This is a genomic window from Nonomuraea sediminis, assembly GCF_018531495.1.
Classification (GTDB): Bacteria; Actinomycetota; Actinomycetes; order Streptosporangiales; family Streptosporangiaceae; genus Nonomuraea; species Nonomuraea sediminis.
In genome coordinates, this window is record NZ_JAHDTI010000007.1 from 26,678 (window position 1) to 51,866 (window position 25,189).

22 protein-coding genes and 1 riboswitch are annotated in these 25,189 nt (G+C 71.6%); of the genes, 15 read left to right on the plus strand and 7 right to left on the minus strand.

The features are described from left to right. Nucleotides 1-2: 2 nt before the first annotated feature. The 3 genes from KIK09_RS28580 to KIK09_RS28590 are packed head-to-tail and all read right to left on the minus strand — an operon-like array spanning nucleotide 3 to nucleotide 3,177. Nucleotides 3-662 (minus strand): response regulator, encoded by a 660-nt coding sequence (locus KIK09_RS28580; protein WP_214322483.1) that lies wholly within the window; start codon nucleotides 660-662, stop codon nucleotides 3-5. Next, nucleotides 647-1,741 (minus strand): sensor histidine kinase, encoded by a 1,095-nt coding sequence (locus KIK09_RS28585; protein ID WP_214322484.1) that lies wholly within the window; start codon nucleotides 1,739-1,741, stop codon nucleotides 647-649. Before KIK09_RS28585 ends, KIK09_RS28580 begins: the two co-directional genes overlap by 16 nt. 8 nt (nucleotides 1,742-1,749) lie before the next feature. Further along, on the minus strand, nucleotides 1,750-3,177 hold the full coding sequence (locus tag KIK09_RS28590; RefSeq protein ID WP_214322485.1) for an alpha/beta hydrolase: 1,428 nt from the start codon (nucleotides 3,175-3,177) through the stop codon (nucleotides 1,750-1,752). An 89-nt stretch (nucleotides 3,178-3,266) separates the two neighbouring features. Next, a riboswitch (TPP riboswitch) is annotated at nucleotides 3,267-3,382 on the plus strand. Between KIK09_RS28590 and thiC the strand changes: the two genes are divergently transcribed. The 5 genes from thiC to KIK09_RS28615 all read left to right on the plus strand — a co-directional run bounded on the left by thiC (nucleotide 3,375) and on the right by KIK09_RS28615 (nucleotide 10,115). Next, nucleotides 3,375-5,042, plus strand: coding sequence for a phosphomethylpyrimidine synthase ThiC (gene thiC / locus KIK09_RS28595; protein WP_250573951.1), 1,668 nt, complete (start codon nucleotides 3,375-3,377; stop codon nucleotides 5,040-5,042). It overlaps the preceding riboswitch by 8 nt. Nucleotides 5,043-5,141: 99 nt before the next feature. Further along, on the plus strand, nucleotides 5,142-6,278 hold the full coding sequence (locus KIK09_RS28600; RefSeq protein ID WP_214322487.1) for a S8 family peptidase: 1,137 nt from the start codon (nucleotides 5,142-5,144) through the stop codon (nucleotides 6,276-6,278). A 5-nt stretch (nucleotides 6,279-6,283) separates the two neighbouring features. Beyond that, nucleotides 6,284-7,888, plus strand: coding sequence for an alkaline phosphatase family protein (locus KIK09_RS28605; protein WP_214322488.1), 1,605 nt, complete (start codon nucleotides 6,284-6,286; stop codon nucleotides 7,886-7,888). A gap of 2 nt (nucleotides 7,889-7,890) precedes the next feature. Further along, on the plus strand, nucleotides 7,891-9,120 hold the full coding sequence (locus KIK09_RS28610; protein ID WP_214322489.1) for an MFS transporter: 1,230 nt from the start codon (nucleotides 7,891-7,893) through the stop codon (nucleotides 9,118-9,120). Then, complete coding sequence (locus KIK09_RS28615; protein WP_214322490.1) at nucleotides 9,117-10,115, plus strand: PD40 domain-containing protein; 999 nt, start codon at nucleotides 9,117-9,119, stop codon at nucleotides 10,113-10,115. The genes KIK09_RS28610 and KIK09_RS28615 overlap by 4 nt, the downstream gene beginning before the upstream one ends. Here KIK09_RS28615 and KIK09_RS28620 read toward each other — a convergent pair. Both KIK09_RS28620 and KIK09_RS28625 read right to left on the minus strand, forming a co-directional pair. Then, a complete protein-coding gene (locus KIK09_RS28620) occupies nucleotides 10,095-11,075 on the minus strand; it encodes a helix-turn-helix domain-containing protein (protein ID WP_214322491.1) in 981 nt (326 codons plus the stop codon). The genes KIK09_RS28615 and KIK09_RS28620 overlap by 21 nt on opposite strands. Nucleotides 11,076-11,492: 417 nt before the next feature. After that, the gene (locus KIK09_RS28625) at nucleotides 11,493-12,083 is read right to left on the minus strand and encodes a TetR/AcrR family transcriptional regulator (protein ID WP_250573952.1); all 591 of its coding nucleotides are present in this window, start codon (nucleotides 12,081-12,083) and stop codon (nucleotides 11,493-11,495) included. Between the two features lie 596 nt (nucleotides 12,084-12,679). Here KIK09_RS28625 and KIK09_RS28630 point away from each other — a divergent pair. After that, nucleotides 12,680-13,546, plus strand: coding sequence for a TIGR03620 family F420-dependent LLM class oxidoreductase (locus KIK09_RS28630; RefSeq protein ID WP_214322492.1), 867 nt, complete (start codon nucleotides 12,680-12,682; stop codon nucleotides 13,544-13,546). Nucleotides 13,547-13,799: 253 nt separating this feature from the next. On the opposite strand, the gene KIK09_RS28635 is transcribed toward KIK09_RS28630, so the two are convergent. Further along, a complete protein-coding gene (locus KIK09_RS28635) occupies nucleotides 13,800-14,975 on the minus strand; it encodes an acyltransferase family protein (protein ID WP_214322493.1) in 1,176 nt (391 codons plus the stop codon). 459 nt (nucleotides 14,976-15,434) lie between these two features. Between KIK09_RS28635 and KIK09_RS28640 the strand changes: the two genes are divergently transcribed. The 8 genes from KIK09_RS28640 to KIK09_RS28675 are packed head-to-tail and all read left to right on the plus strand — an operon-like array spanning nucleotide 15,435 to nucleotide 23,253. Beyond that, a complete protein-coding gene (locus KIK09_RS28640; RefSeq protein ID WP_308164336.1) occupies nucleotides 15,435-16,682 on the plus strand; it encodes a DegT/DnrJ/EryC1/StrS family aminotransferase in 1,248 nt (415 codons plus the stop codon). After that, the gene (locus KIK09_RS28645; protein WP_214322494.1) at nucleotides 16,679-17,827 is read left to right on the plus strand and encodes an MFS transporter; all 1,149 of its coding nucleotides are present in this window, start codon (nucleotides 16,679-16,681) and stop codon (nucleotides 17,825-17,827) included. The genes KIK09_RS28640 and KIK09_RS28645 overlap by 4 nt, the downstream gene beginning before the upstream one ends. 10 nt (nucleotides 17,828-17,837) lie before the next feature. Beyond that, entirely contained in the window at nucleotides 17,838-18,797 is a 960-nt protein-coding gene (locus tag KIK09_RS58030; protein WP_214322495.1) for a sulfotransferase, read from the plus strand. Next, entirely contained in the window at nucleotides 18,781-19,602 is an 822-nt protein-coding gene (locus tag KIK09_RS28655) for an SDR family NAD(P)-dependent oxidoreductase (protein WP_214322496.1), read from the plus strand. Before KIK09_RS58030 ends, KIK09_RS28655 begins: the two co-directional genes overlap by 17 nt. Before the next feature lie 11 nt (nucleotides 19,603-19,613). Then, on the plus strand, nucleotides 19,614-20,450 hold the full coding sequence (locus KIK09_RS28660) for a class I SAM-dependent methyltransferase (RefSeq protein ID WP_214322497.1): 837 nt from the start codon (nucleotides 19,614-19,616) through the stop codon (nucleotides 20,448-20,450). Further along, on the plus strand, nucleotides 20,447-21,316 hold the full coding sequence (locus tag KIK09_RS28665; protein WP_214322498.1) for a family 3 encapsulin nanocompartment shell protein: 870 nt from the start codon (nucleotides 20,447-20,449) through the stop codon (nucleotides 21,314-21,316). Before KIK09_RS28660 ends, KIK09_RS28665 begins: the two co-directional genes overlap by 4 nt. Next, nucleotides 21,317-22,546, plus strand: a complete 1,230-nt coding sequence (locus KIK09_RS28670; RefSeq protein ID WP_214322499.1) for an NAD(P)/FAD-dependent oxidoreductase — start codon at nucleotides 21,317-21,319, stop codon at nucleotides 22,544-22,546. Continuing rightward, on the plus strand, nucleotides 22,546-23,253 hold the full coding sequence (locus tag KIK09_RS28675; RefSeq protein ID WP_214322500.1) for an aspartate/glutamate racemase family protein: 708 nt from the start codon (nucleotides 22,546-22,548) through the stop codon (nucleotides 23,251-23,253). Before KIK09_RS28670 ends, KIK09_RS28675 begins: the two co-directional genes overlap by 1 nt. Before the next feature lie 17 nt (nucleotides 23,254-23,270). Here the strand turns inward: KIK09_RS28675 and KIK09_RS28680 are convergent, their stop codons facing one another. Continuing rightward, entirely contained in the window at nucleotides 23,271-23,600 is a 330-nt protein-coding gene (locus KIK09_RS28680) for a calcium-binding protein (RefSeq protein WP_214322501.1), read from the minus strand. Between the two features lie 130 nt (nucleotides 23,601-23,730). Between KIK09_RS28680 and KIK09_RS28685 the strand changes: the two genes are divergently transcribed. Then, nucleotides 23,731-25,155: an amino acid permease gene (locus tag KIK09_RS28685; protein ID WP_214322502.1), complete on the plus strand. Its 1,425-nt coding sequence runs from the start codon at nucleotides 23,731-23,733 to the stop codon at nucleotides 25,153-25,155. Nucleotides 25,156-25,189 lie beyond the last annotated feature (34 nt).

Sequence of the window (25,189 nt, forward strand, 5' to 3'; positions counted from 1 at the left end):
CCTCAGGGCAGGTCGGACCAGGGGATCAGGCCGTGGCGGTGGGCGTAGAGCGCCGCCTGGACGCGGGTGCGCAGGCCGAGCTTGGCCAGGATCCGCTCGACGTGGACCTTGACGGTGCCGGGGGCGATGCCCAGCGTCCCGGCGATCTCGGCGTTGCTGTCGCCGGTGGCGAGCCGGCGCAGCACGTCGGTCTCGCGCGGCGTCAGGAAAGCCAGGCCTCTGCCGGTCGGGCGCGGCGAAGTCGCCGCGAAGCGGCGCAGCAGCCGCGGCGTCACCTGCGGGTCCACCAGACCCTGCCCGTCGTGGGCGACCTGCACCGCCTCCAGGATCAGCCCGGGGTCGCTCTCCTTCAGCAGGAACCCGACCGCGCCTGCCTGCAACGCCCCGAACAGGTACTCGTCGATGTCGAACGTCGTCAGCGCCACGACCGCGGGCGCGGGATCGAGAGCGGTGAGCTCACGGATCGCGCCGAGCCCGTCCATGCGCGGCATCCGCAGATCGGTGAGCACGACGCCGGGCCGGTGCCGCCTGGCCAGCTCGACCACCTCGAACCCGTCGCGGGCCGTCGCCACGACCTCGATGCCGGGCTCGGACGACAGCAGCAGCCGCAGCCCCTCGCGGGCCGCCGGCTGGTCATCGGCGACGATCACGCGGATGCCCATGCGCGGGCTCCTCTCCCGGCCGGGTCCACGGGCAGGTCCGCGGTGACGCGCCAGCCGCGCGGCAGGCGCGGACCGGCGGTCAGGGTGCCGCCGAGCTCCGCGGCCCGCTCGCGCATCCCGCGCACTCCCTGCCCCTCCTGTACGGCCCCCTCCTGTACGGCACCGCCGCCCGCCCGCCCCTCGTCCTCCACGACGACGACCACCCCGCGGGCGCTCCGGCCGATCCTGACCACGGCCTGCGACGCCCCGGCGTGGCGCATGACGTTGGTCAGCGACTCCTGCACGATGCGGTACACGCCGAGCCGCACCGGCAGCGGCGCCCGGTCGACCAGGTCCGCGCCGTCCAGCCGTACGCGCAGGCCGTGGCGCGACAGCCGTACGGCGAGCGAGTCGAGGTCGGCGGCGGCGCAGGCGTCGTCGCGCAGCAGGCCGAGCAGGCGCCTGGTCTCGCCCAGCGCGGTGGCGGAGACCTCGGCGATGGCGTCGAGCGCGTGCGCGGCGTCGGCGGGGGAGGCCCTGCGCGCGCCGACGGCCTGCAGCCTGATCGCGGCCAGGTGATGGCCCACCACGTCGTGGACGTCGCGGGCGATCCTGGCGCGCTCCTCGGCCCGCTCGACCAGCGCCAGCTGCCGTGACCTGTCGTGCTGGAGACGCAGGGCGTGGCCGAGCGCGACGGGGCAGAGCCCGGCGGCCAGGGAGACCGGCAACGAGGAAAGGCCGCCGCCCATGACGAACTGGAGCGCGATCAGCCAGCAGGTCGCGGCGATCGCCGGGAGCGGCCGCCACCGGTTGTGGTAGTAGGCGGCCGACCCGAACGAGGCCACCGCGACCCAGGCGCCGACCTGCGGCAGGCCGATCGCGGTCGCGATCAGGACGACCGCGCCTGAGGCCAGCGCGGCCGTCACCGGCAGCCGGCGGCGCAGGATCAGCGGCGCGCACACCGCGCAGACCAGGACGCCCCACAGGGGCGTGAACACGGCGCCGCTGAGCAGCGGCACCCCGATGACCACCAGCGCCGTCACCATGGCCGGCGGGGCGTCCCGCACGAGCGCGGGCAGCGCCCGCCAAGCTGTGATCATCGTCGATGTCACCCTCGGGGGATCCTAGCCACCAGATCGCCCGGGCAGCGCGCCTGAGCCGGAGGCAGCGCCCCCGTGCGCAGGTAGGCGTGGACGTACCCGCGCAGGCAGGTCTCGCCGAGCCCGGCCACGCCCTGCATGACGTAGGCGGCGTGACCGTCGCCGTGCCTGATCACGCTGGCGTTGGGGAGCTGGGCGGCCAGGTGCTCGGCGGCGAGGTTCGGGGTGTTGTCGTCGTTGTCGCCGATGGAGATCAGCACGGGCGGGACGCCGCGTGCCCGCAGCGGATGCGGCGGGTAGGCGGGCCCGTCGTCGCCCAAGCCGATACAGCGGGCCAGCTGGTAGCGGCCCTGGATCCGGCCGATCCGCGGCGCCGCCGTCCGCAGGCGGGACTCGATCGCCCGGAACTCCCGGTAGCCGGGCACCCGCGGCATGAAGTCGTGGCACAGCAGCGACTCTGTCGCGTAGCCGGGGGGCTGTGGGTCCTGCGGCAGCAGCGCGGCCAGCTTCGAGGCGTCGCCGTCGTTCGCCTGGCGCAGCGCCGCGGCCAGGGCGGGCCAGCGCGGTGGCGCGAGCGCCTCCCGCACCGCGACCAGGAACTCCCGCTCGTTCACCGTCCTGCCGCCCGCGGGCAGGGGCGCCCGCCGGGTGCGGGCGAGCAGGTCGTCGAACATCCGGATGGCGTCGTGGCCGGGCAGCCAGTCGTTGAAATGGGCCAGTTGCCGCTCCTCAGTGAGGGCGTTGTCCAGGAGCCAGCGTTCCAGCGACGGGCGCGTGTGGTCGGCGACCCCGTCGAGCACCATCCTGCCGACCTTGCCGGGGAACAGCTCCAGGTAGGCCTGGCCGTACACGGTGCCGTAGGAGTTGCCCAGATAGCGGAGCTTCGGCTCGCCGAGGGCGACGCGCAGGGCCTCCAGGTCGTGGGCGACCTGCCAGGCGGTGAGGCCGGCGTAGGCGGGCCCCATGGCCTGGCGGCACGAGCGATCGGCGGCAGCCCGCCTGCTCGCGTGCTCCTGCCAGCTCCGCTCGTCCGGGTGCAGGATCAGCCCGGTCAGCCCGGGTGGGGCCAGCGCGCACTCGATGAAGGCGGGACTGCCCTGGTCGCCCATTCCCCTCGGGTCGATCAGCACCACGTCGAACCACCTGGTCAGCTCCGACACGGTCGCGGGATTGGTGCGCACCACCTGGATGGTGGCTCCCCCTCCGGTGTTGACCACCAGAGACCCGAGCTTGTGCGCGGGGTCGCGAGCGGGGAACCTGGCCAGGTCCACCCGGGTCTGCCCGCCGTGAGGCCTGTTCCAGTCGATGGGCACCGTGAGCGCGGCACACTCCATCCCGCCCGCGCACGCGGACCACGTCAGCCCCTGGGGGACAGGCGCGGCCCGCAGCGGAGTCGCGGCCAGGACGAGTGCCAGCAGCGTGCTGAGGATTCTCATGGGTCCAACCTGTCGCGCTTCGGCTCCGCTGAAATCTGCCGGACGGCATACCCCTTGCGCGGACCCCGGGGTTCCGGGTTACGGTGGGCGCCGACCAACGCGGGAGCCCGGTGTGACCGGGCTGAGAGGACGGCTACCCATCAGCCGCCGACCGCCAGAACCTGCTCCGGGTAATGCCGGCGAAGGGAGTTTGCGCGATGAGCGGCGCGTGCTTTTCCAAGATCTACTCAGGTGAGCTCCGGGTGCCCATGCGGCTGGTGCACCTGTCCGACGGCACGAACGTCACGCTGTACGACACCTCAGGTCCTTACACCGACCCGCACGTGCGGGTCGACGTCACGCGGGGCCTGGCGCCGCTGCGCGAGGAATGGATCCTCGGCAGGAACGACGTCGCGCGGTACGGCGGCAGGCCCGTGCCGCCCGGGCTCCAGGGCGAGCGGCGCCACCCGCTGCGCGCCACCGGGGCGCCGGTGACCCAGCTCGCCTACGCCAGGCGCGGCCAGATCACCAAGGAGATGGAGTTCGTCGCGGTCCGCGAGGGCGTCACGCCGGAGTTCGTTCGCGCCGAGGTGGCGGCGGGCAGGGCCATCATCCCGGCCAACGTCAACCACCCCGAGTCAGAACCGATGATCATCGGCAGGAACTTCCTCGTGAAGATCAACGCCAACATCGGCAACTCCGCCGTCACCTCCTCCATCCAGGAGGAGGTGGAGAAGATGACCTGGGCCACCCGGTGGGGCGCCGACACCGTCATGGACCTGTCCACCGGCCGCGACATCCACACCACCCGGGAATGGATCATCCGCAACTCGCCCGTGCCGATCGGCACCGTCCCGATCTACCAGGCGCTGGAGAAGGTCGGCGGGCGCCCTGAGGAGCTGTCGTGGGAGGTCTACCGCGACACCCTCGTCGAGCAGTGCGAGCAGGGCGTCGACTACGTCACCGTGCACGCCGGGGTTCGGCTGGCCCACGTGCCGCTCACCGCCGGCCGCAAGACGGGCATCGTCTCGCGCGGCGGCTCGATCATGGCCGCCTGGTGCCTGGCGCACCACAGGGAGAGCTTCCTGCATGAGCACTTCGAGGAGATGTGCGAGCTGCTGGCCTGCTACGACGTGGCCTTCTCCCTGGGCGACGGGCTGCGCCCCGGCTCGATCGCCGACGCCAACGACGAGGCCCAGTTCGCCGAGCTGCGCACCCTCGGCGAGCTCACCAAGCTCGCGCACGCCCACGACGTGCAGGTCATGATCGAGGGCCCCGGCCACGTGCCCATGCACAAGATCAAGGAAAACGTCGACCTGCAGCGCGAGCTCTGCGACGACGCCCCCTTCTACACCCTCGGCCCGCTCGTGACCGACATCGCGCCCGGCTACGACCACATCACCTCGGGCATCGGCGCCGCCATGATCGGCTGGTACGGCACGGCCATGCTCTGCTACGTCACTCCCAAGGAACACCTGGGCCTGCCAGGCAAGGACGACGTCAAGACCGGCGTGATCACCTACAAGATCGCCGCGCACGCCGCCGACCTGGCCAAGGGGCACCCGCTGGCGCAGGCGTGGGACGACGCGCTGTCCGACGCGCGCTTCGACTTCCGCTGGGAGGACCAGTTCAACCTGGCGCTCGACCCCGACACGGCCCGCGCCTTCCACGACGAGACCCTGCCCGCGGCACCCGCCAAGACGGCTCACTTCTGCTCGATGTGCGGCCCGAAGTTCTGCTCGATGCGGATCAGCCACGACCTGCGCAGGTACGCCGAGGAGCACGGCCTGACCGACGCCGAGGCCCTCGCCGCCGGAATGGCGGAGAAGTCGCAGGAGTTCACCCGCCGCGGCGGCGCGCTCTACCTTCCGATCACCCCCAGCTGAGGGAAATGGCGCAGACGCGCCACTGGCGTGGTTGTGACACCACAGGCGGAGATCTTGCGTTTAGGTCGGGCCTGTCAACCCCGATGTCAGGAGCTCGCCATGCCGCACCTGTTATGCGCCGCCCTCGCGGCGCTCGCCCTCGCCCCCACACCACCATCGCCGAACGGCCCGGTGATCGCGGCCGCCTACCCGGTCCCCGGCAGCTACATCGTCACGCTGAAGGACGGCAGCCCCGCCGACCTCGCGGCCAGGCACGGCGGCCGCGTCGACCACGTCTACACCAGCGCTGTCAGAGGCTACGCCGCGCACATGTCGGCGGCGCAGGCGGCCGAACTCGCCGCCGACCCCCGCGTCGAGTACGTCGAACAGGACAGCGTCGTCACCGCCAGCGAGACCCAGCAGGACCCGCCCTCCTGGGGCCTGGACCGCGTCGACCAGCGCGCTCTGCCGCTCGACCACTCCTACACCTACCCCTCGACCGGCGCGGGCGTGACCGTGTACACGCTCGACACCGGCATCAGGCCCACGCACACCCAGTTCGGCGGGCGCGCCTCCATCGGAGCCGATGAGATCGGCGACGGGCGCGACGGCCAGGACTGCGCGGGGCACGGCACGCACGTGGCCGGCACCATCGGGGGGGCCGACTACGGCATCGCCAAGCAGGTCGAGCTGGTCGCCGTCAGAGTGCTCAACTGCAAGGGGCACGGCACGGCCTCGCAGGTGATCGCCGGCATCGACTGGGTCACCGCGCACGCGGCCAAGCCCGCCGTGGTCAACATGAGCCTCAACGGCGCCGCGAGCAACACCGAGGACACCGCCATCAGGAAGTCCATCTCCTCCGGCGTCACCTACGTGGTCTCCTCGGGCAACGACAACACCGACGCCTGCCGTAACTCGCCGGGACGGATCGGCGAGGCGGTCGTCGTCGACAACGCCGACTCCCGCGACCGGCGGGCCTCGGATTCCAACTACGGGTCCTGCACCGACCTGTTCGCGCCAGGGGTCGGCATCACCTCGGCCTGGAACAGCACCGACACCGCGACGAGGACGATCGGCGGCACCTCCATGGCGGCCCCGCACGTGACCGGCGCGGCGGCCCTGTACCTGGCCGCACACCCCGGCGCGAGCCCGGCCCAGGTGCAGGACGCCCTGGTCGCGTCCGCCACCACCGGCAAGATCGCCAACCCGGGATCGGGCACTCCCAACCGGCTGCTGTACATCCCGACAGGAGGTTGATCCCCATGCGCCTGGCCCTCGCCGCCGCAGCGGGCGCGCTCCTCATCGCGCCCCCCAGCGCCACCGTCACGGCTCCCGCGATACCCCGCTACGACCACGTGGTCGTGGTGATCTTCGAGAACACCAACTACTCCACCGTCAAGGGCAGCTCGAACGCGCCGTACCTGAACCAGCTGGCCTCGCAGGGCGCCCTGTTCACCGACTCCTACGGCGTCACCCACCCCAGCCAGCCCAACTACCTCGCCCTGTTCTCCGGCTCGCAGCAGGGCGTCACCAACGACTCCTGCCCGAAGGACTTCTCCGCCGCCAACCTGGGGCAGCAGCTCCTGGACGCCGGCCTGACCTTCAAGGCCTACTCCGAGGGCCTGCCGAGCGCCGGCTCCACCACCTGCTCCAGCGGCAGGTACGTGCGCAAGCACGCTCCCTGGGTGGACTTCCCCACCGTGAAGGGCTCCGGCTACCACGTCCCCTACAGCCAGTTCCCCACCGACTTCGGCAAGCTGCCCACGGTCTCGTTCGTCATCCCCGACATGTGCGACGACATGCACGACTGCTCCACCAAGACCGGCGACACCTGGCTGAAGAACAACCTGGACGCCTACGCGCAGTGGGCCAAGAGCCACAACAGCCTGCTCATCCAGACCTTCGACGAGGACAACTTCACCTCGGTCAACAAGATCTTCACCACGTTCGTCGGCGCCCACGTCAAGGCGGGCTACGAATCCAGCGGGCAGATCAACCACTACACCGTGCTGCGCACGATCGAGGAGATGTACGGCCTGCCCGCCCTCGGCAACGCCAAGAACAAGTCGCCCATCACCGACGTGTGGACGACGGGATCGGCGTTCGCCGTCGCCCCGCCGGGCGACCAGAGCGGCGCCACGGGCAAGGCCGTGTCACTCCAGCTGAGCGCCACCGGCGGCACGACCCCCTACACCTGGTCGGCCACCGGGCTCCCGGCCGGCCTGTCGATCAGCGGCTCCGGCGTGATCTCCGGCACGCCGACGACGGCGGGCACCTCCTCCGTCACGGCGACCGCCAAGGACGCCTCCGGCGCCACCGCCTCGGCCACGTTCTCGTGGCGGGTCTCGGCGACGGGCACGACGGTGTTCGCCGACGACTTCGAGTCCGACAAGGGCTGGACCGTGAGCGGCAACGCCTCCACCGGCGCGTGGGAGCGGGGCAAGGCCGAGCAGACCGTCTCGGACTCCAACCAGCCGATGCAACTGACCTGCTCCACCAACTGCCTGGTCACGGGCGCGGCGGCGGGCAGCTCGCAAGGCGCCGACGACGTGGACGGCGGCGCGACCACGATCGACTCGCCGGAGATCAGGGTGCCCGCGGGAGCCACGCTGTCGTTCACCTACAGTTTCGCGGCGGGCGCCAACGCGGGCTCCGACGACCACCTGCGCGTCAGCGTGGCCGGCGGATCGACCCTGTTCGACAAGGCGGGGTCGGGGGCCGAGCAGTCGGGCGCCTGGCAGCAGGCCAGTGTCGACCTGTCCGCCTACGCCGGCAAGACCATCAGACTGCGCGTGGAGGCAGCCGACAACGGTACGGCCAGCCTCGTCGAGGCCCAGCTCGACGACCTGACGGTCACCGCGGGCTAGCCGTGTACCTGTCCACCATCGGCCTGCGCCCGGGGCGGTTGACCGGGCGCGGGCTGGCCGCCAACGTCTTCGCCCTGGGCGCGGTCAGCCTCGCCACCGACGTCTCCGCCGAGATGGTCACCGCCGTCCTGCCCGTCTACTTCGTGCTCACCCTGCAGTTCGGCCCGGCCGTGTACGGCGTGCTCGACGGCCTCTACACCGGCGCGACCGCGCTGCTGCGGGTGGCCGGCGGCTACCTGGCCGACCGCATGCGCGGCCGCAAGGCGGTCGCCGCCGCGGGCTACGGCATCTCCGCGCTGGCCAAGCTCGGCCTGCTCGCCGCCGGCGGCGCCGTGCCGGCGATCGCCGCGATCCTGGTCGCCGACCGGGCGGGGAAGGGGCTGCGCACCGCGCCGCGCGACGCGCTGATCACCCTGTCCACGCCGGAGCCGCTGCTCGGCCGCGCCTTCGGCGTCCACCGCACGATGGACAGCCTCGGCGCGTTCGCCGGGCCACTCGTCGCGCTCGCCGTGCTCGGACTCGCGGGCGGGGCGAGCGCCGACGGGTTCGACGCGCTGTTCACCGTCAGCTTCTGCGTGGCCGCCGCCGGGCTGGTGATCCTCTCGGCCGCCGTGCGCGATCACCGTGACCCCGTCCCCGCCACGGCGCGGGTGTCCCTCGCCGGCGCCCTCGGGCTGCTGCGCGATCCGGCCGTGCGGCGGCTGGTGGGGGCCGCCGCGGTGCTCGGCCTGGCCACGGTCGGCGACGGCTTCGTCTACCTGCTGCTGACCAGGGCCAACGGCATCGCCACCGGCTGGTTCCCGCTCATGGCCGTCGGCACCAACCTGGTCTACCTGCTGCTCGCGACGCCGCTCGGGGCGCTCGCCGACCGCCGTGGCCGCCTGCCCGTGCTGCTCGGCGGGTACGGCGCGCTGCTGGCGGTCTACCTCGTGCTCGGCGGGCTGCTCGGCGGGCCCGTCGCGGTCGTGGTGGCGCTGGGCGGCTACGGCGGGTTCTACGCCGCGACCGACGGGGTGCTCATGGCGCTGGCCGGGCCGGTGCTGCCCGCCGCGCTGCGCGCCACCGGGCTGGCGCTGGTGCAGAGCGCGCAGGCGCTGGCCTACCTGGTCTCCTCCGTCGGGTTCGGGCTGGCCTGGAGCGCGCTCGGCCCGCGCCCGGCCACCTGGCTGGCCGCCGCCCTGACCGGCGGCGCGATCCTGGTCACCCTCACCGTCCTGCGCAGGCCCCGATGACCACGGTACGGCGGGCCTGGCCGGCCGTGGCCGCGCTCTGCCTGCTCACCGGGGTCGGCGGCTGGGCCGTACGCGCCGCCCGGCAGCACTCGCACCGGGCGGTCACCGGTGCGGCGGCGATCAGCCTCGAACCGGGGCCGGGTGTCGTCGCCGTCAGCACCGACCGGGCCACCCGCGGCCGCGTCCTGTCCGCGGCCGCGGGTGCGCCTCCCCGGGTCGGTGCGCTGACCTGTACGAGGTTCTACGCCGCCGGCGGGACCGGGCTGTGCCTGCGTCCCGACGGCGACCTGCCCACCTACCAGCTCGCCGTGCTCGACGCGCACCTGCGCGAGCTGCGGACGATCCCGCTCGTCGGCGTCCCCAACCGGGCGCGCGTGTCGCCGAGCGGGCGGTGGGTGGCCTGGACGGTGTTCGTGGCCGGCGACTCCTACAACGGCGGGCGCTTCTCCACCAGGGTCGGCCTGCTCGACACCCGCACCCGGCGCCTCGTGCCCACCCTCGAGGACTGGAAGGTCAGCGTCGGCGCACGGCCCTACCGGGCGGCCGACGTGAACTTCTGGGGCGTCACCTTCGCCGCCGACGACCGGCGCTTCTACGCCACCATGTCGACCGCCGGGCACCGCTACCTGGTGCGCGGCGACCTGGCGACGGGCAGCGTCGAGGCGCTGCGCGACAACGTGGAGTGCCCGTCGCTGTCGCCGGACGGCACCCGGGTGGCGTTCAAGTCGGCCGTGGCGGGCGATCCCCGCCGCGGCTGGCGGCTTGCCGTACTGGATCTGGCCACCATGCGCGAGACCCCGCTGGCCGAGACGCGCAGCGTCGACGACCAGGCGGCCTGGCTGGACGATCGGACCGTCGCCTACGCGCTGCCGCGCGGGCGGGAGGAGTCGGACGTGTGGCAGGTACCGGCCGACGGCTCGGGCCGGCCGGCGCTGCTGCTGGCCGGGGCCGCCTCGCCGGCGTCGTTGCGCGCGTCAGATCCAGCCCTCTCGTGAGGCGTGCAGCGCCAGCTGGAAGCGGGTGACCGCGCCCGCGCTGTAGCTGAGCTGCTCCAGGTGGCGCGAGAGCGTGCGCCGGCTGATGCCGAGCAACTGCGCGATGCTGTCGTCGGTCAGGCCGGTGGCCAGCAGCTCCAGGATCTGGCGGCGCAGCGGGCTCACGGCGGGCGGCTCCCGCGTGCCCAGATGCATCGGGAACGCCGCCCGCCAGGACGTCTCGAACAGCCCGATCAGCGCGGACAGCAGGCTCGACGGGTAGACCACGAGCATCGAGTCGTTGATCTCCGCCTCCACGAACGACATCGACACGAACGCGACCCGCCGATCGAACACGGTCAGCTTCACCGGCACCGTCGGCAGCACCCGCGCCTGCTCGCCCGCGGCGATGCACGGCTTGATGTTGCAGGCGTAGTAGTCGGCGTTCTGCACCGCCGACCTGGAGTACACCACGCGGTAGACCACGCCGCCCGCCAGGCTGCGGACCTCCTCCTCGTTCGGCTGCCCGTCGGTGTGGTAGGGCGGGGAGTCGAAACGCAGCACCTCCGACTCCACTGAGCCCTCGACCTGGTGGATGCGCTCCACGATGTCCGCGCCGGTCAGCACCTCCACCAGGTCCTCGGTGGGCTGCGGGTGCACGGTCCTGCGGTAGCCGCCGTAGGCGTTCGTGGCCGCGATCCTGGCCTGGAGCAGCTCGGCCGAGCGCGCGTGCGCCAGGCATTCCAGCGCGATCGACGGCTCGGCCGGTTTGAGCACACCGTCGCCTGCCATCGCGCCGCTGACCAGGCCCAGCCTGGTCAGCTCGCCGACCGCGGCCTCCAGATCCTCGCGCCTCCAGCCCAGCGCGGACGCCAGCTCCGCCGCGGTGGCCGGTTGGACCTTCAGCATGTGCGCGTAGACCGCCGCCTCGCTCGCACCGACGCCCAGCCGCCGCAACTGCGCCGGTAAGTCATCCGCCATCCCCCAAGTCTCCCCTCCGCCCGCTTCCACGGCAGCCCGGTCAGGGGGAGAGGGCGAACCCGCGTGCCGGTGGCCGATCGTTGCGGCACCACCATGGGCGAGGTGACCGGCATTCCCATGGCCGTCGCCCTGGGCCTTCTCCCGGACTCGGCCCCCGGTGTCCACACCTCCGAGACCCTGCTGGATCCGCCGCCTTCTTCGCCGCCCTGGCGCCCCACTGCCTGGGCGGCCCCGACCCCGCCGACATGGTGGCCACCACCCGCTCCTGGGATCCCGCGCGGGAACGGACCCTGGACACGGCCTTCGCCCACGCCCGCGCCCTGCTCGACGGTTTCATCGGGAGAGCAGCGTGAAGATCTCCCAGGGCCGGTGTTCACGCTCGTCGAAGCCGACGACCGCGCTCAGCTCGCGGTCGGGCTACGTCGCGTTGCCGGGGCGTACTCCGGTGAGGGCCAGGGTGAGTAGCCGGTCGGCCTGGGCCGCGCCGTCGGGTTCCTGCTCGACGGCCAGTGAGATGGCGTTGGCGAGCGTGAGCAGGTCTCTGATCGAGATGTCGGGTCGTACGGCTTTCGCCTGCTTGGCGCGGGTCAGCAGGGACTCTCCCGCGTCCACGATCATGGTGTGGCAGGTGGCCCCCAGGGTGGGATCGCTGTCCTGTCCACCTCGCATCAGGGACGCGGCCAACCCCCGGTTGGACACGGCGTGCTCGGCGACGGCGCGCAGCCAGGTCACCAGCGCATGCCCGGGATCGGGGTCGGCGGCCAGGTCGTCCGCGGCGGCGCACAACGCCTCGACCTTGCCTCGGAAGACCGCCTCGAGCAGGCGCTGCCGGGCGGGGAAGTGCCGGTGCAGCGTGGCCGAGCCGACACCCGCGCGCCGCGCGATCTCCTCCAGCGACGCCTCGGCCCCGTGCTCGGCGACGGCCTCGGCGGCGGCGGCCAGGATGCGGTCGTAGTTGCGGCGCGCGTCCGCCCGCATCGGCCTCGCCGTACGGCTGTCCTGCGGCATGCGATCTCCGGTGGGCTTGCAAAAACGGGGTGGCCCTCCATATCGTACTCACCCAGAACCGGAGGGGTACCCCACTTAATTGGGGCAGCCGCCGCATACCTACCGTCTGGAGACCCATCGTGAAGACCACCGCGCCGGGCGCGCCCACCCGCCCGGCGACCGCGCCACGGGAGCCCGTACGGCGCCCGCGTCGTAATGACGACGCACCCCCGCATGTCACACGACAGCGCGGAGCAGGGCCGATGAGTCGGCCGGATAGTGACGACGAGCGGCCCGGCCCGTCCCAGGACAGCCCGGAGCAGAGCCGATGAATGCGCTGAACCTCGGCCGGGTGACGCACCTGCGCAGCGTGTCGCAGGGGCGGCGTGGAGGCGGGGTGATGAGCGGGCCGGAGCTGGCCCGGGCGGGTAACGCGCTCGTGCGGTGTGTCGCTGGGCAGTGCGGAGGAGGGGCCATGAGCGGCCTGGAGCCTGACTGGGTGATGGGCCCGCGTGGTATGTCGCGGGGCGGCGTAGAGGTGGGGCGATGAGCGGGTTGGAGTTGGGCTGGGTGACGGGGCTGCGTGGTGTGTCGCGGGGCGGCGTAGGGGAGGGGCGATGAGTGGGGTGGAGGTTGGGCGGGTCGGTGTCTGGGCGGGGGAGATGGATCGGTATTCCGCTCCTGTGGTGCGCCGGGTTGCGGCGGTCGTCGAGGATCTCGGGTATTCGGCCCTGTGGCTCTCGGAGACCGCCGGGCGTGAGGCCATGGCGCAGGCGGCCATGGTGTTGTCGGCCACTCAGCGGGTCGTCATCGCCACCGGTACCGCGAGTATCTACGCGCGTGACGCCGTCACGGCCGCTGCCGCGCAACGCACTCTGGCGGAGGCGTTCCCCGGGCGGTTCCTGCTCGGTCTCGGAGTGAGTCATCCCATGCTGGTCACCGACGTGCGCGGCCACCGTTTCGGCCCGCCGGTGGCGACCATGCGCGCCTACCTGGACGCGATGGACGCCGCCCCCTTCGGGCCGTCGGTCCCCGCACCGCCCCGGGTCCTGGCCGCGCTGGGCCCGAGGATGCTCCGGCTCGCCGCCGAACGGGCCTGGGGCGCCCACCCGCTCGGCATGCCGGTCGCGCACACCCGCCACGCCAGGAGCCTGCTCGGGCCGGAGGCGATGCTCGCCGTCACCCAGCTCGCCGTCCTCGACCCGTCCCGTTCGCGCGCCGCCGAGCTGGCCCGCGCCCATGCGGCCGCCGCCCTGCCCAACCGCCTGACGCTCCTACGCGGCCTGGGATTCGACGACCCCGAGTCCCTCGACGACCACCTGGTCGAAGCGCTGGTGGCTACCGGCGGCCCCGAGGACGTCGCCCATCGGGTCGAAGAGCACCTCGAGGCCGGCGCCGACCACGTCAGCCTCCACATCCTCACCACGACACCGGACGAGCCACCCCTCCGCCAATGGCAGGACCTCGCCACACACCTCCTGTAAGCCCTCCCCACCAGCCCCGACCAGCAGCACCCACCCAGGAGGAGAGGCCGCGACCGCGTGGCGCACAGGAGAAGGACCGTGATCTGGAAGGCCCGCTAGGGCGCAGGTACGGAAGTGTAGGCCGCGACCAGGGTCTGGTGCTCGGGAGGGGAAGGCTGTGACGGGCCTGGCGCCTGGAACAGGGGCCTGATTGCGCGGGCGCGTTCGGGAGTGGGGTCGTGATCGGGGGACAGGTCATGACCGGTCGGGTGTGTTACTTCGTGGTGGGGAGGAGGGTGCGGCCGAGGTGTTGGGCGGGGCGTTCGATGTAGCGGTAGGTGAGCCAGCTGACGGGGAGGACTATGCAGAGGCCGAGGAGGCTGATGCCGATCTGCAGGGGCATGGGGGACCAGCGCAGGTCCCCGGCCAGCTGGATGATGATCGTCAGGATCGGGAGGTGCATCAGGTACAGGGAGTAGCTGATGAGGCCGAGCCAGGTCAGGACGTACGGCACGCGGCGGCCGCGCAGCGCCATGCCGCCCGCGAACGTGGCGGCGACCAGGAGGATCGTGGCGGTCCACACGTCAGGCTGGACCCACCACCAGCCAGCGTTGATCGCCCACACGGGGGTGAGTAGCACCAGCAGGCCCGACAGCGCCACCGGCCAGAGCGACCCGGAGTCCTTCTCCCACCGCCGGATCGCCGTACCGGCGAACATGACGGCGAGCATGGCCGCGCCGAACCACGGGACGCGGCTGGTCAGCAGCAGCAGTGCCAGCGCCATGACGCCCAGCACGCAGGCCGCGGCCTTGCGGTACCGGCCGGAGATCACGCAGACCAGGCCGACGGTGAACACCGCCAGGGAGGCCCAGGCCACCCAGCCGCCCGACAGCGGCGTCCGCGCCAGCCCCAGCCCGGCACCCAGCGCGACGAGCCCGAACCCGACGGCGAGCATCCCGCGTCCGACGCGCACGCCGGTGACGAACAGCGCGGTGACGAGCAGGTAGAAGACCATCTCGTACGACAGGGTCCACATGGTGTTCACCACGCCCCCGCTGCCGACCACGTCCATCAGCATCGTCGCGTGCGAGGCCACCGACGAAGGGTCCCGCGGCACCTCCTCGCGCACGGGAATCCACCACGACAGCCCGAGCACCACGCCGATGACCGCGAGGTACAGCGGGTAGAGGCGGAAGAGCCGCCCGACCCAGAAGGCCCGCACGTCGCCGTGCCGCTCCAGCGAAACAGGGATGATGTAGCCGCTGACCAGGAAGAACACCAGCACGCCGTACAGGCCCATGTTGAACCAGGTGGGCCGCAGCCACGGCATTGCCCACGTCAGCAGGTGCTCGCCCACGACGGCGAGCGCGCCGAGCCCGCGCAGGGCGTCCAGCCAGGCCAGCCGTACCTGCCGAGCGACGTTCGGGGATTCCACGCGTACGGTCGCCATCACGCCACCGTATCGGTCAGATCTCACTTACCGGACGAGTCACCCAGGATCGGGCCTCAAACGTAGAACGGTGCGGCTACGACATGCCGGGCGGATGCCTCATATCTATGACAAATCTTGCCAAAACCACACAAAGTGATCAGATTAATTCTGACGATTGACATGATCACAGCGCTCGGAGAATATCCAGAAGGTAATTCGCACCTAGCTCGATCAAAGGCGTCCAACCGGCAACAGGCGCCTCGGGTAACTCGTCTTTCCCGGACGATCACAATGTTTCCTGCCGGGCACGGCCTGGGGAGCAGCCGTGTTATCAAGCCGCAGTTCAGAGCCGCCTGTCCGGCATTCTCGCGCTCCCCCTCAGAAACATTCGCACAAAGCCGCCACCACCCCAACAAAAGGCGGCCACGTTCACCTGCACGCGAAATTCCACCAGCCAAAATTTCGAGGAGCCAGACGGTGAACAGCGAGAGGGAGGTTCCGGCGCGCCTTGCCATAAACGGCGGGCAGCCGGTCCGGCACACCCCCTGGCCGACGTACGACAAAGGCGCCGTCTTCGTCCACCAGGACGACGAGGAGGCCGCGCTCCGCGCCATCCGCAGCCACCTGTACTTCCGCTACGACTACCGACCCCAGCAGGAGACCGAGTGCGGCCGGTTCGAGGCCGAGCTGTGCGACTACTTCGGCTCCAGGCACGCGCTGGCCGTCTCCAGCGGCACCACCGCGATCGCGCTGGCCATCATGGCGGCCGGCATCCCGTCGGGCTCCCTGATCGCCTGCCCCGGGTTCACCTTCGTCGCCACCCCGAGCGCCATCGTGCTGGCCGGGTGCACGCCGTACCTGGTCGAGGTGGACGAGAACCTGCACATGGACCTCGACGACCTGCGCCGCCGCTGGACCCCGGAGATCAAGGCGATCCTCGTGGTGCACATGCGCGGGTTCGCCGCCGACCTGGCGGCGCTGACCGCGTTCGCGCAGGAGATGGGCGTACCGCTGTTCGAGGACGCGGTGCCCGCGCTCGGCGCCGAGCTGAACGGCCGCAAGCTCGGCACGTTCGGCCTGGCCGGCGGCTTCAGCACCCAGTCGGACAAGTCGCTCAACTGCGGCGAGGGCGGCTTCCTGGTCACCGACGACAGCATGCTGTTCGCCCGCGCCGTCGTCCTGTCCGGCGCCTACGAGGGGCGGCTGAAACGCCACTTCCCCGACGGCGTCCCGCCCATCGACACCGACCTGGACCTGCCGCTGCTCAGCTTCCGCATGGACGAGATCCGCGCGGCGCTGCTGCGGGCCGAGCTGGACCGGCTGCCGCTGCGGCTGAAGTGCTTCCACGACAACTACACCTATGTCGCCGAGGCGCTGAAGGACGTGCCGCGGATCGCGATCCGCCGGCCGGTCGCCCCGGGCGCGTTCCTGGGCGAGGCGTTCATCTTCCGCGTGCCGTACGGCGATGCCCAGTGGTTCGCCAAGGCGCTGTGTGGCGAGGGCATCGACGCCCGCAACCTGGGCTCCGACGAGGACGCCAACGTCCGCGTCTTCTGGAACTGGCGCTTCCTGTTCGGCGCCATGGACCGGGCCTCCATCCAGGCGCTGCTGCCCCGCACCACCCGCTACCTGCGGCAGGCCGTGGACGTGCCGCTGTCGTCGTGCCTGTCGGTGGAGGACTGCGACCACCTCATCGAGGCGGTCCGCAAGGTGGCGGCCACATGAACCGTCGCGCCCTCATCGGCGTCTTCGGCGGGCTGTTCACCGGCTACGTGGGCCTCACGGCCGCGATCCCGGTGCTGCCCGGCTTCGTCACCGAGAGGTACGGCGCGGCGGACTTCACCGTGGGCCTGGTGGTCATGGCGACCGCCCTGACGGCGCTGCTGGTCAGGCCGGTGGCCGGTTACCTGGCCGACAGGCACGGGCACCGCAATGTGATGCGGCTCGGCGCGCTGGTCGTGGCCGCGGGCGGCGCGCTCTACTTCGCCCCGATCGGCGTGGCGGGCTTGGTCGCCGACCGCCTGCTGCTCGGCGTCGGCGAGGCCGCCCTGTTCACCGCGGGCGCCGTGTGGACCGTCTCGCTCGCGCCGCACAACCGGCGCGCCCAGCTCATCGGCCTGTACGGCGTGAGCATGTGGGGCGGCATCTCGGCCGGCACCTTCCTGGGCGCCACGCTGCAGCGCTACGGCTACGGGGCGGTGTGGGCGTTCAGCGTCGCCCTGGCACTGATCGGATTCGTCCTGGTCAGCCTCGCGCCCGCCCCCGAGAGGCCGGAGCAGGCGAGCGGCGGCGGCCTGCTGCTGCGTCCCGCGCTGCTGCCCGGCACCGCCCTGGCCCTGGCGGCCGCCGGGTACGCGGGCCTGGCCGCGTTCGTGGTGCTGCACCTGCAGGCCCGCGGCATCGGCTCCGGCGTGGTCGTGCTCAGCGCCTTCAGCCTGGTCTACGCCGGCACCCGGCTGTTCATCGGCCACCTGCCGGACAAGGTCGGGCCGCGCCGGATGGTGATCTGGTGCGGCGCGGGCGAGGCCGCCGGCCTGCTGATCATCGCGCTGGCGCCCAACCTGCCGGTGGCCGTCGCCGGCGGCGTGGTGATGGGCGTGGGCTTCTCGCTGCTGCACCCGTCGCTCGCGCTGATGGTCATGAACCTGGCCGACAAGGCCAAGCAGGGAGCCGCGATCGGCGCGTACACGTCCTTCTGGGACCTGGGCCTGGCCGTCTGGGGCCCGCTGATCGGCCTGGTCGCCGGCGGCCTCGGCTACCCGGCGGTGTTCCTGGTCGGCGCGGCCTGCTCGGTGGCGGCCGTCGGCGTGGCCCTGTGCGTCCGCCAGCCGGCCGCCCAGTCGCCCGCGCAGCCGGCGGCGGCGAGCTGAGGGAGAGAGCGTGGACAAGATCAAGATCCTCTGCATCACCGGTTGGTGCCGCAACGGCAGCACCATCATCGGCAACGTGCTGAACGAGGTCCCCGGCTTCTTCCATGTCGGCGAGCTGCACTTCCTGTGGAAGAACGGCACCGGCAGGGGAGTGAACAACCTGTGCGGCTGCGGGACGGCGCTCACCGAATGTCCCGTCTGGTCGCCGATCCTTCCGCTCGGCAAGCCGGACGGCGTCTCGCTGTCCGACTTCGCCGCCACCGTGATCCGCCGCCAGCGGGCCTGCGTGCGCACCCGGCACACCTGGCGCGTGCTCGGCCGCGGCCTCGACGGCGAGGACATCAGGGCCCACGCCGACCTGATGACCCGCACCTACCACGCCGCCGCCGAGCGCACCGGCGCCCGCGTGATCGTGGACACCACCAAGATCCCCGGGGAGGCGGCGCTCCTGCCGTACCTGGAGGGCGTCACCCCCTACTTCGTGCACCTTGTGCGGGACCCGCGCGCGGTCGCGCACTCCTGGCGGCAGCCCAAGCAGTACGTCTACGCCATGTCGTCCTGGATGAGCACCCTCTACTGGCACGGCTTCAACCTGGCCTCGCACGCCATCACCCGCCGCTTCCCGCGGCAGTCGCTGTTCCTGCGCCACGAGGACTTCACCGCCGACCCGGAGGCGACGATCGACACGCTCCTACGGCTCTGCGGCGCCGACCCCGCCGCCAACCCGATCCGCGACCGCACGGTCGAGCTGCACACCAACCACACCGTCACCGGCAACCCCGACCGCTTCCGCACCGGCACCACCGTCATCCGCGACCGCGACGACGCCTGGAAGGGCACGCTCTCGCTGCCCGCCAAGCTCGCCGCGGTCACGCTGTCCACCCCGCTCCTGCACCGGTACGGCTACCGCTACGGCGGCACCCTGGCGGGCGGCCCGCGGCAGAAGGAGAGCCATGGATCTCGGACTTGACGGCAAGGTCGCCCTGGTCGCCGGCGGTTCCAGCGGCCTGGGCCTGGCCACCGCCGCCGAGCTGGCCAAGGAGGGCGCGCACGTGGCGATCGGCGCGCGCGACAAGGAACGGCTGGAGGCGGCCAGGGACGAGCTGGAGCGGGTGGCACGCGGCCGCGTCCACGCCACCGGTGTGGACGTCACCGACCGGCAGGCCGCCCGCCGCTGGGTCGACGAGGTCGCCGCCGAGCTCGGCGCGCTCCACATCGTGCTGGTCAGCGGCGGCAGCCCGCCCATCGGGCCCGCCTCCGGGTTCGAGGTCGAGGACTACCAGGCGGCCGTGGACACCGTGCTGATGCCCGCGGTCAACCTGACGCTGGCGGCACTGCCGCACCTGCGGGCCGCGGGCTGGGGGCGGCTGCTCTACGTCGCCTCCGAGACGGCCAGTGTCCCGATCCCGCCGCTGGCGCTGTCGGGCGTGACCAGGGCGGCGCTGGTGCGCTTCGCGCAGGCGCTGGCCGTGGACGTCGGCCACGACGGGATCACCGTCAACGTGCTCGCCCCCGGCCACACCCGCACCCCGCCCATGGAGCGGGCCGCGGCCAGGCTCGGCGGCGACCTCGAGGAGCAGCTCGCGCGGATGGGCCACCACAGCGCGATCGGCCGGCTGGCCACACCCGAGGAGATCGCCGCGGTGGCCGCCTTCCTGGCGAGCGAGCGGGCCTCGTTCGTGACGGGCGCGGTGCACGCGATCGACGGCGGGGCCTCGATCGCCGGGCCCGACCTGCCTCACCTGACCGGCGCGCGCAAGGACACCTACACCTAAGGGAGCGAGCGATGTCGAGCACGTACACGGAAAAGGACGTCGGCGACTTCTTCGACCAGACCACCCAGACCTACCTGAGTTTCTGGGACAGCGAGGGCGTCCTGCACACCGGCTACTTCGCCGGCGAGGACGACCAGGACTACCGGGCGGCGGCCGAACGCACCTCGCAGATCATGGCGGCCGAGGCGGGCATCGACGCCTCCTCGCACGTCCTTGACGTGGGATGCGGCTGCGGCAACTTCCTGATCCACCTGGTCACCCGGCACGGGTGCAAGGGGGAGGGGCTGGACCTGAGCCTGGAGCGGATCAAGTTCGCCAGGACGCTGGCCGATCCGCGGCTCGGGATCGAGTTCAGCCACGGCTCGGCCACGGCCATGCCGTACCCGGAGGGGACCTTCAGCCATGTGGTCAGCCAGGACGCGCTGTTCCTGGTGCCGGACAAGCCGCGCAGCCACGCCGAGGTCCTGCGCGTGCTCAGGCCGGGCGGGATCTTCGCCTTCTCCGACTTCCTGCAGCCAGCCGAGGAGATAGGCGAGCGGGCGCGCCGGCACGTCTACGACCGCGTGAAGTGGAGCAGCGGCTACTCGCTCGTCGGCTACCAGACGGCGCTCGAGCGGGCCGGGTTCGAGATCCTGCTGGCGCGCAACCTGGAGAGCCACATCAGGCAGACCTACCGCGTGCTGGGCGCCATGGCCCGCGAGCGCGCGGAGACCACGCAGGACCCGGCCGCCAAGGACTGGATCCTCGCCTTCGCCGAGTCGTGCGGCGAGATCCAGGTCGCCATCGACCAGGGCGAGTTCGGCTGGGGAGTCTTCGTCGCCCGCAAGCCCCAACGGAGGACGGCATGAAGCCGGAGATCAAGCGCACCATGGCCGAGGTCGTGGCCCAGCGCAAGCAGGAGATGTCGCCCGGGCGCAGGTTCGCCGAGGCCTGCGCCGACAAGGGCCTGGAGGCCGAGCTCGAGTTCGATGTGACCATCACCGACTCGCTGACCAGCTCCCGGCGCAAGCCGCGCTACCCCGCGCGCAACATGCTCAAGGTCGTGGACCTGTCCAGGGACCCGCAGCCGTTCTACTGGCACGAGAGCCCGCCGAACCCCGGCGACCCCGAGGTGTTCGAGGCCGACGTGCGCCGCGAGGCGGCCAGCCGCTTCCACAAGTCGTCGATCCCCGAGCTGCTGCCTACCACCGCCTGGGTGCAGGTGCCGCCCGACCTGTGGCAGGACACCGACACCTTCGAGCAGTTCATCAACTACCGGCTGATCGTCCGCCTGGCCACCGCCGAGAACAACACGATCATCCGCGGCCCCGGCGGCCTGCTGAACCTGCCGGGGATCGCCAGGATGACCGCGAAGGGTCCGTTCGTCTCGACGATCCTGGCCGCGTGCAACGAGGTGGAGCAGATGGGAGGCACGGCCGACGGCCTCATCATCAACCCCGTCGACTACTACACCTTCATGGGCGAGGGCCGCCTGATGGACGACGTCGAGCGGAACGGCGTCTTCATCGTCCGCACCCGCCTGGTCGAGCCGGGCACGGCCATCGTCGGCGACTTCGGCCACGGGGCGCTGCTGTTCGACGCCGGCCGCTCGGTGATCCGCTTCGCCGAACCCCCGTCCGGCACGTTCGCCGAGCCCGGCATCACGCTCATGGCGGAGATCTACGAACGGATCGTGATCAACCTGCCGACCAACTTCTTCGTCGTGAGCCTGTAGATGCCCGACGTGCTGGTCATCGGCGGCGGTGTCGCCGGCCTGTTCTGCGCCTACTTCCTGCGTACGGCCGGCGCCACCGTCACCGTGGTCGAGCGGGGGCCGATCGGCGGCCCGCAGTCCTGCTCGCACGGCAACACCGGTTTCGTGGGCACCCAGGGTTCGGCCCCGCTGGCCGAGCCCGGCGTGCCCGCCATGGGGCTGCGCTGGCTGCTGAACCCCGAGAGCCCGTTCTTCGTCAAGCCGCGCCCCGACCCCGCCCTGATCGCGTGGCTGTGGCGCTTCCGCCGCCTGTGCACCGCCTCGGCGGCCGCCGAGACGTCCCGCGTCCTGCTCGACATGAAGCAGCGCAGCCTGGCCATCCTGCGCGACCTGTGCGGCCCCGGCACCCTCATCGCCGACGGCATGGTGATCGCCTTCAAGACGCCACAGGGCTTCGACAAGGCCCGCAGTACGGTGGCCCGGCTCAACCAGTACGGCGTGCCGCTGCGCGAGCTGTCGCCCGGCGAGCTGAGCGAGCTCGAGCCCGGCGTCGAGTTCGACATCAGCGGCGCGCTTTACAACGAGGAGGGCGCCTATCTGCGCGTTCCCGAGTTCCTCGGGGAACTGGCCGACAGGCTCGCCGGGATGGGGGTCGAGCTGCTCGAGTCCACCGAGGTCCTGGGCTTCGAAACGGCCGGGCGGCACGTCAGGCGGGTGCGGACCAGCCGCGGCGACCTGCGGGCGGAGGAGATCGTCATCGCCGCGGGCGCCTGGTCCGCCGCCATCGCCCGGCGGCTCGGGCTGCGGCTGATGCTCCAGCCGGCCAAGGGGTACAGCGTCACGCTGAAGAACCCGGACAACGCGCCCCGGCGACCGGTGCTGCTGAGCGAGGGCAAGGTCGCCGTCACGCCGCTCGGCGACCGGCTGCGGCTCGGCGGGACGCTGGAGCTGTCCGGCATGTCCACCGCGATCTCGCCCCGCCGGGTGGCGGGCATCCTGCGCACCGTGCGCGCCCACCTGCCCGCCCTGTCGCCCGCGCCTGCCGTGCAGACGTGGAGCGGCCTGCGTCCCTGCACTCCCGACAGCCTGCCGTACATCGGCAGAGCCTCCGGGAATGTGGCGCTGGCCTGCGGGCACGGGCACATCGGGCTCGGCCTGGCGCCCGTGGGGGGCAGGCTGCTCGCCCAGTTGCTGACCGGGGCCACCCCGGAGCTCGACCCGGCGCCCTTCTCGTACGGCAGGAGACCCTGATGAAGCCGATCGGCGTGCTGTGCCTGGAGACGACCTTCACCAAGATCCCCGGGCACATCCGCAATCCAGCGACCTTCGGCTTTCCGGTGATCTACCAGGTGGTCGAGGGGGCGACGCCCGAGCGGGTGGTCACCCAGGCCGATCCGCGGCTGCTCGACCCGTTCATCGCCGCGGCCAGGGACCTGGAGGCCCGCGGCGCCGCCGCGATCACCAGCGGCTGCGGCTTTCTCGTGCTCTTCCAGGAGCGGCTGGCCGACGCGGTGAACGTCCCCGTGTTCGCCTCCAGCCTGATCCAGCTGCCGATGATCCACCGGATGCTCCGGCCCTGCCAGAAGGTCGGCCTGCTGGTGGCCAAGGAGCCCGCGCTGACCCCGCGGCACCTGGCCGCGATCGGCGGCGACCACGTGCCCGTCTGTGTGACCGGGATGTCCGGCTGCCCGGAGTTCCGCGAGGTCATGCTCGAGGGACGGCGCGACACCCTCGACGCGCCCCGCCTGGAACGCGAGGTGCTCGGGCAGGTGGAACGGCTCGCCAAGGACAACCCGGACATGGGGGCGCTGCTCATCGAGTGCACCGACCTGGTGCCGTTCGCCCACGCCATCCAGGCCGCGATCGGGCTGCCGGTCTTCGACATCGTGACCCTGACCGTCATGGTCCACGACACCCTGACGCGCCGCCCCTACGCGAAGGTCCCCCACGAGCCGTGAGGGACCTTTCATGAGCGTCAGGGACAGCTCACGCCGTCGACCGGGTTGATGCAGAAGTCCCATCCCGCGCCGCCGTCGTTGGTGTTGGTGCCGCCGCCACCGTCGAGGAAGTCGCTGCCTGTGCCTCCCTCGAGCCTGTCGTCGCCCAAGCCGCCGGTGATGTGGTCATTGCCGGTGCCGCCGCACAGCAGATCGTTGCCGCCCCGGCCGTCGATGTAGTCACTGCCGCCCAGGCCGAAGATCACGTCGTCGCCCTCGGTGCCCAGCAGGAAGTCGCTGTTGGCGGTCCCCGTGACGGTGGGCGTGGCGGTGTCGCAGGTCACCACCGCCCGGGAGGCCACGCACATCCCAAAAGTGTTCCTCCGTCTCATCAACCCCACCAGCCCCGCCCGCCTGTGCGCGAAGCCTGGATGGCTGCCAAATGGGTACCTTCGCAATCAATCCCCTCACAGCGTCGTGACCAGGGAGGCGAGACGGATGGCCAGCGAGGAGCATTCGTTCGGAGGCGGCTCGGGCGTGTTCCGGCGCAAGCCGGTGGAACAGATCGCCGCTGAACATGAAGGAGAGCTGACCCGGGTGCTGGGCCTGTGGCAGCTCACCGCGATCGGCATCGGCGGCATCATCGGCGCCGGCATCTTCGCGCTGGCCGGCGCGGTCGCCCACGAGACGGCCGGGCCCGCCGTGGTCATCTCCTTCCTCATCGCCGGCGTGGCCAGCGCCGCCGCGGCGTTCTCCTACGCGGAGTTCGCCGGGCTCATCCCGAAGGCCGGATCCGCCTACACCTACGGCTATGCCGTACTGGGGGAGGTCGTCGGCTGGTTCATCGGCTGGGACCTGCTGCTGGAGTACACGGCGATCGTCGCGGTCGTGGCGATCGGCATCTCCGGCTACTTCGGCTTCCTGGTCGGCGAGCTGGGCATCCACCTGCCCGCCTGGATGCTGGGCGCGCCGGGCACCGGGCCGGGCCACAAGGTGGACCTGTTCGCGGTGCTGCTGTGCCTGCTCATCGCGTTCCTGCTCAACCAGGGCATCAAGACCGCCGCGCGGTTCGAGACCACCGTCGTCGCGCTGAAGGTGGCGGTGGTGCTCGTGGTGATCATCGTCGGGTTCTTCTTCATCAACCCGGCCAACTACGTCCCGTTCTTCCCGTTCGGCGTGAGCGGCGCCATCACCGGCGCGGCCACGGTGTTCTTCGCCGTGTTCGGCTACGACGCGATGAGCACCGCCGCCGAGGAGTCCAAGGACTCCCGCCGCCACATGCCCAAGGCGATCATCTACTCGCTGGCCATCTCGATGGTGCTGTACGTGCTGGCCTGCCTGGTGCTCACCGGCATGCAGAACTACAAGGACATCGATCCCGAGAGCGGCTTCTCCTCGGCCTTCGCCTCGGTCGGGCTGGACAAGCTGGCCGGCGTCATCGCGGTCGGCGCGATCGTCGGCATCCTCACCGTCATGTTCACCTTCATGCTCGGCGTCACCCGCGTGTGGTTCGCGATGAGCCGTGACGGGCTGCTGCCGCACTGGTTCGCCAAGCTCCACCCGGTGCGCCGGGTGCCGACCCGCATCACCTGGATCGTCGGCGCCGTCTCCGCGCTCATCGCCGGGTTCCTGCCGATCAGAGAAGCGGCGGAGCTGACCAACATCGGCATCCTGCTGGCCTTCGTCGTGGTCTGCATCGCCGTCATCGTCCTGCGCTACCGGCGTCCCGACCTGCCGCGCTCGTTCCGCACACCAGGCATGCCGTTCACCCCGGCCATCGGCGTCGTCTTCTCGCTGTGGCTGATCACCTTCCTGAGCCCGGTGACGTGGCTGCGCTTCATCATCTGGTTCCTCATCGGCCTGGTCATCTACTTCACCTACAGCTACAAGCACTCCGAACTCCACCGCCAGCAGGCGCCCTAGAGCGAATTTCTTGATTTAGAAGGTGACACTTCAA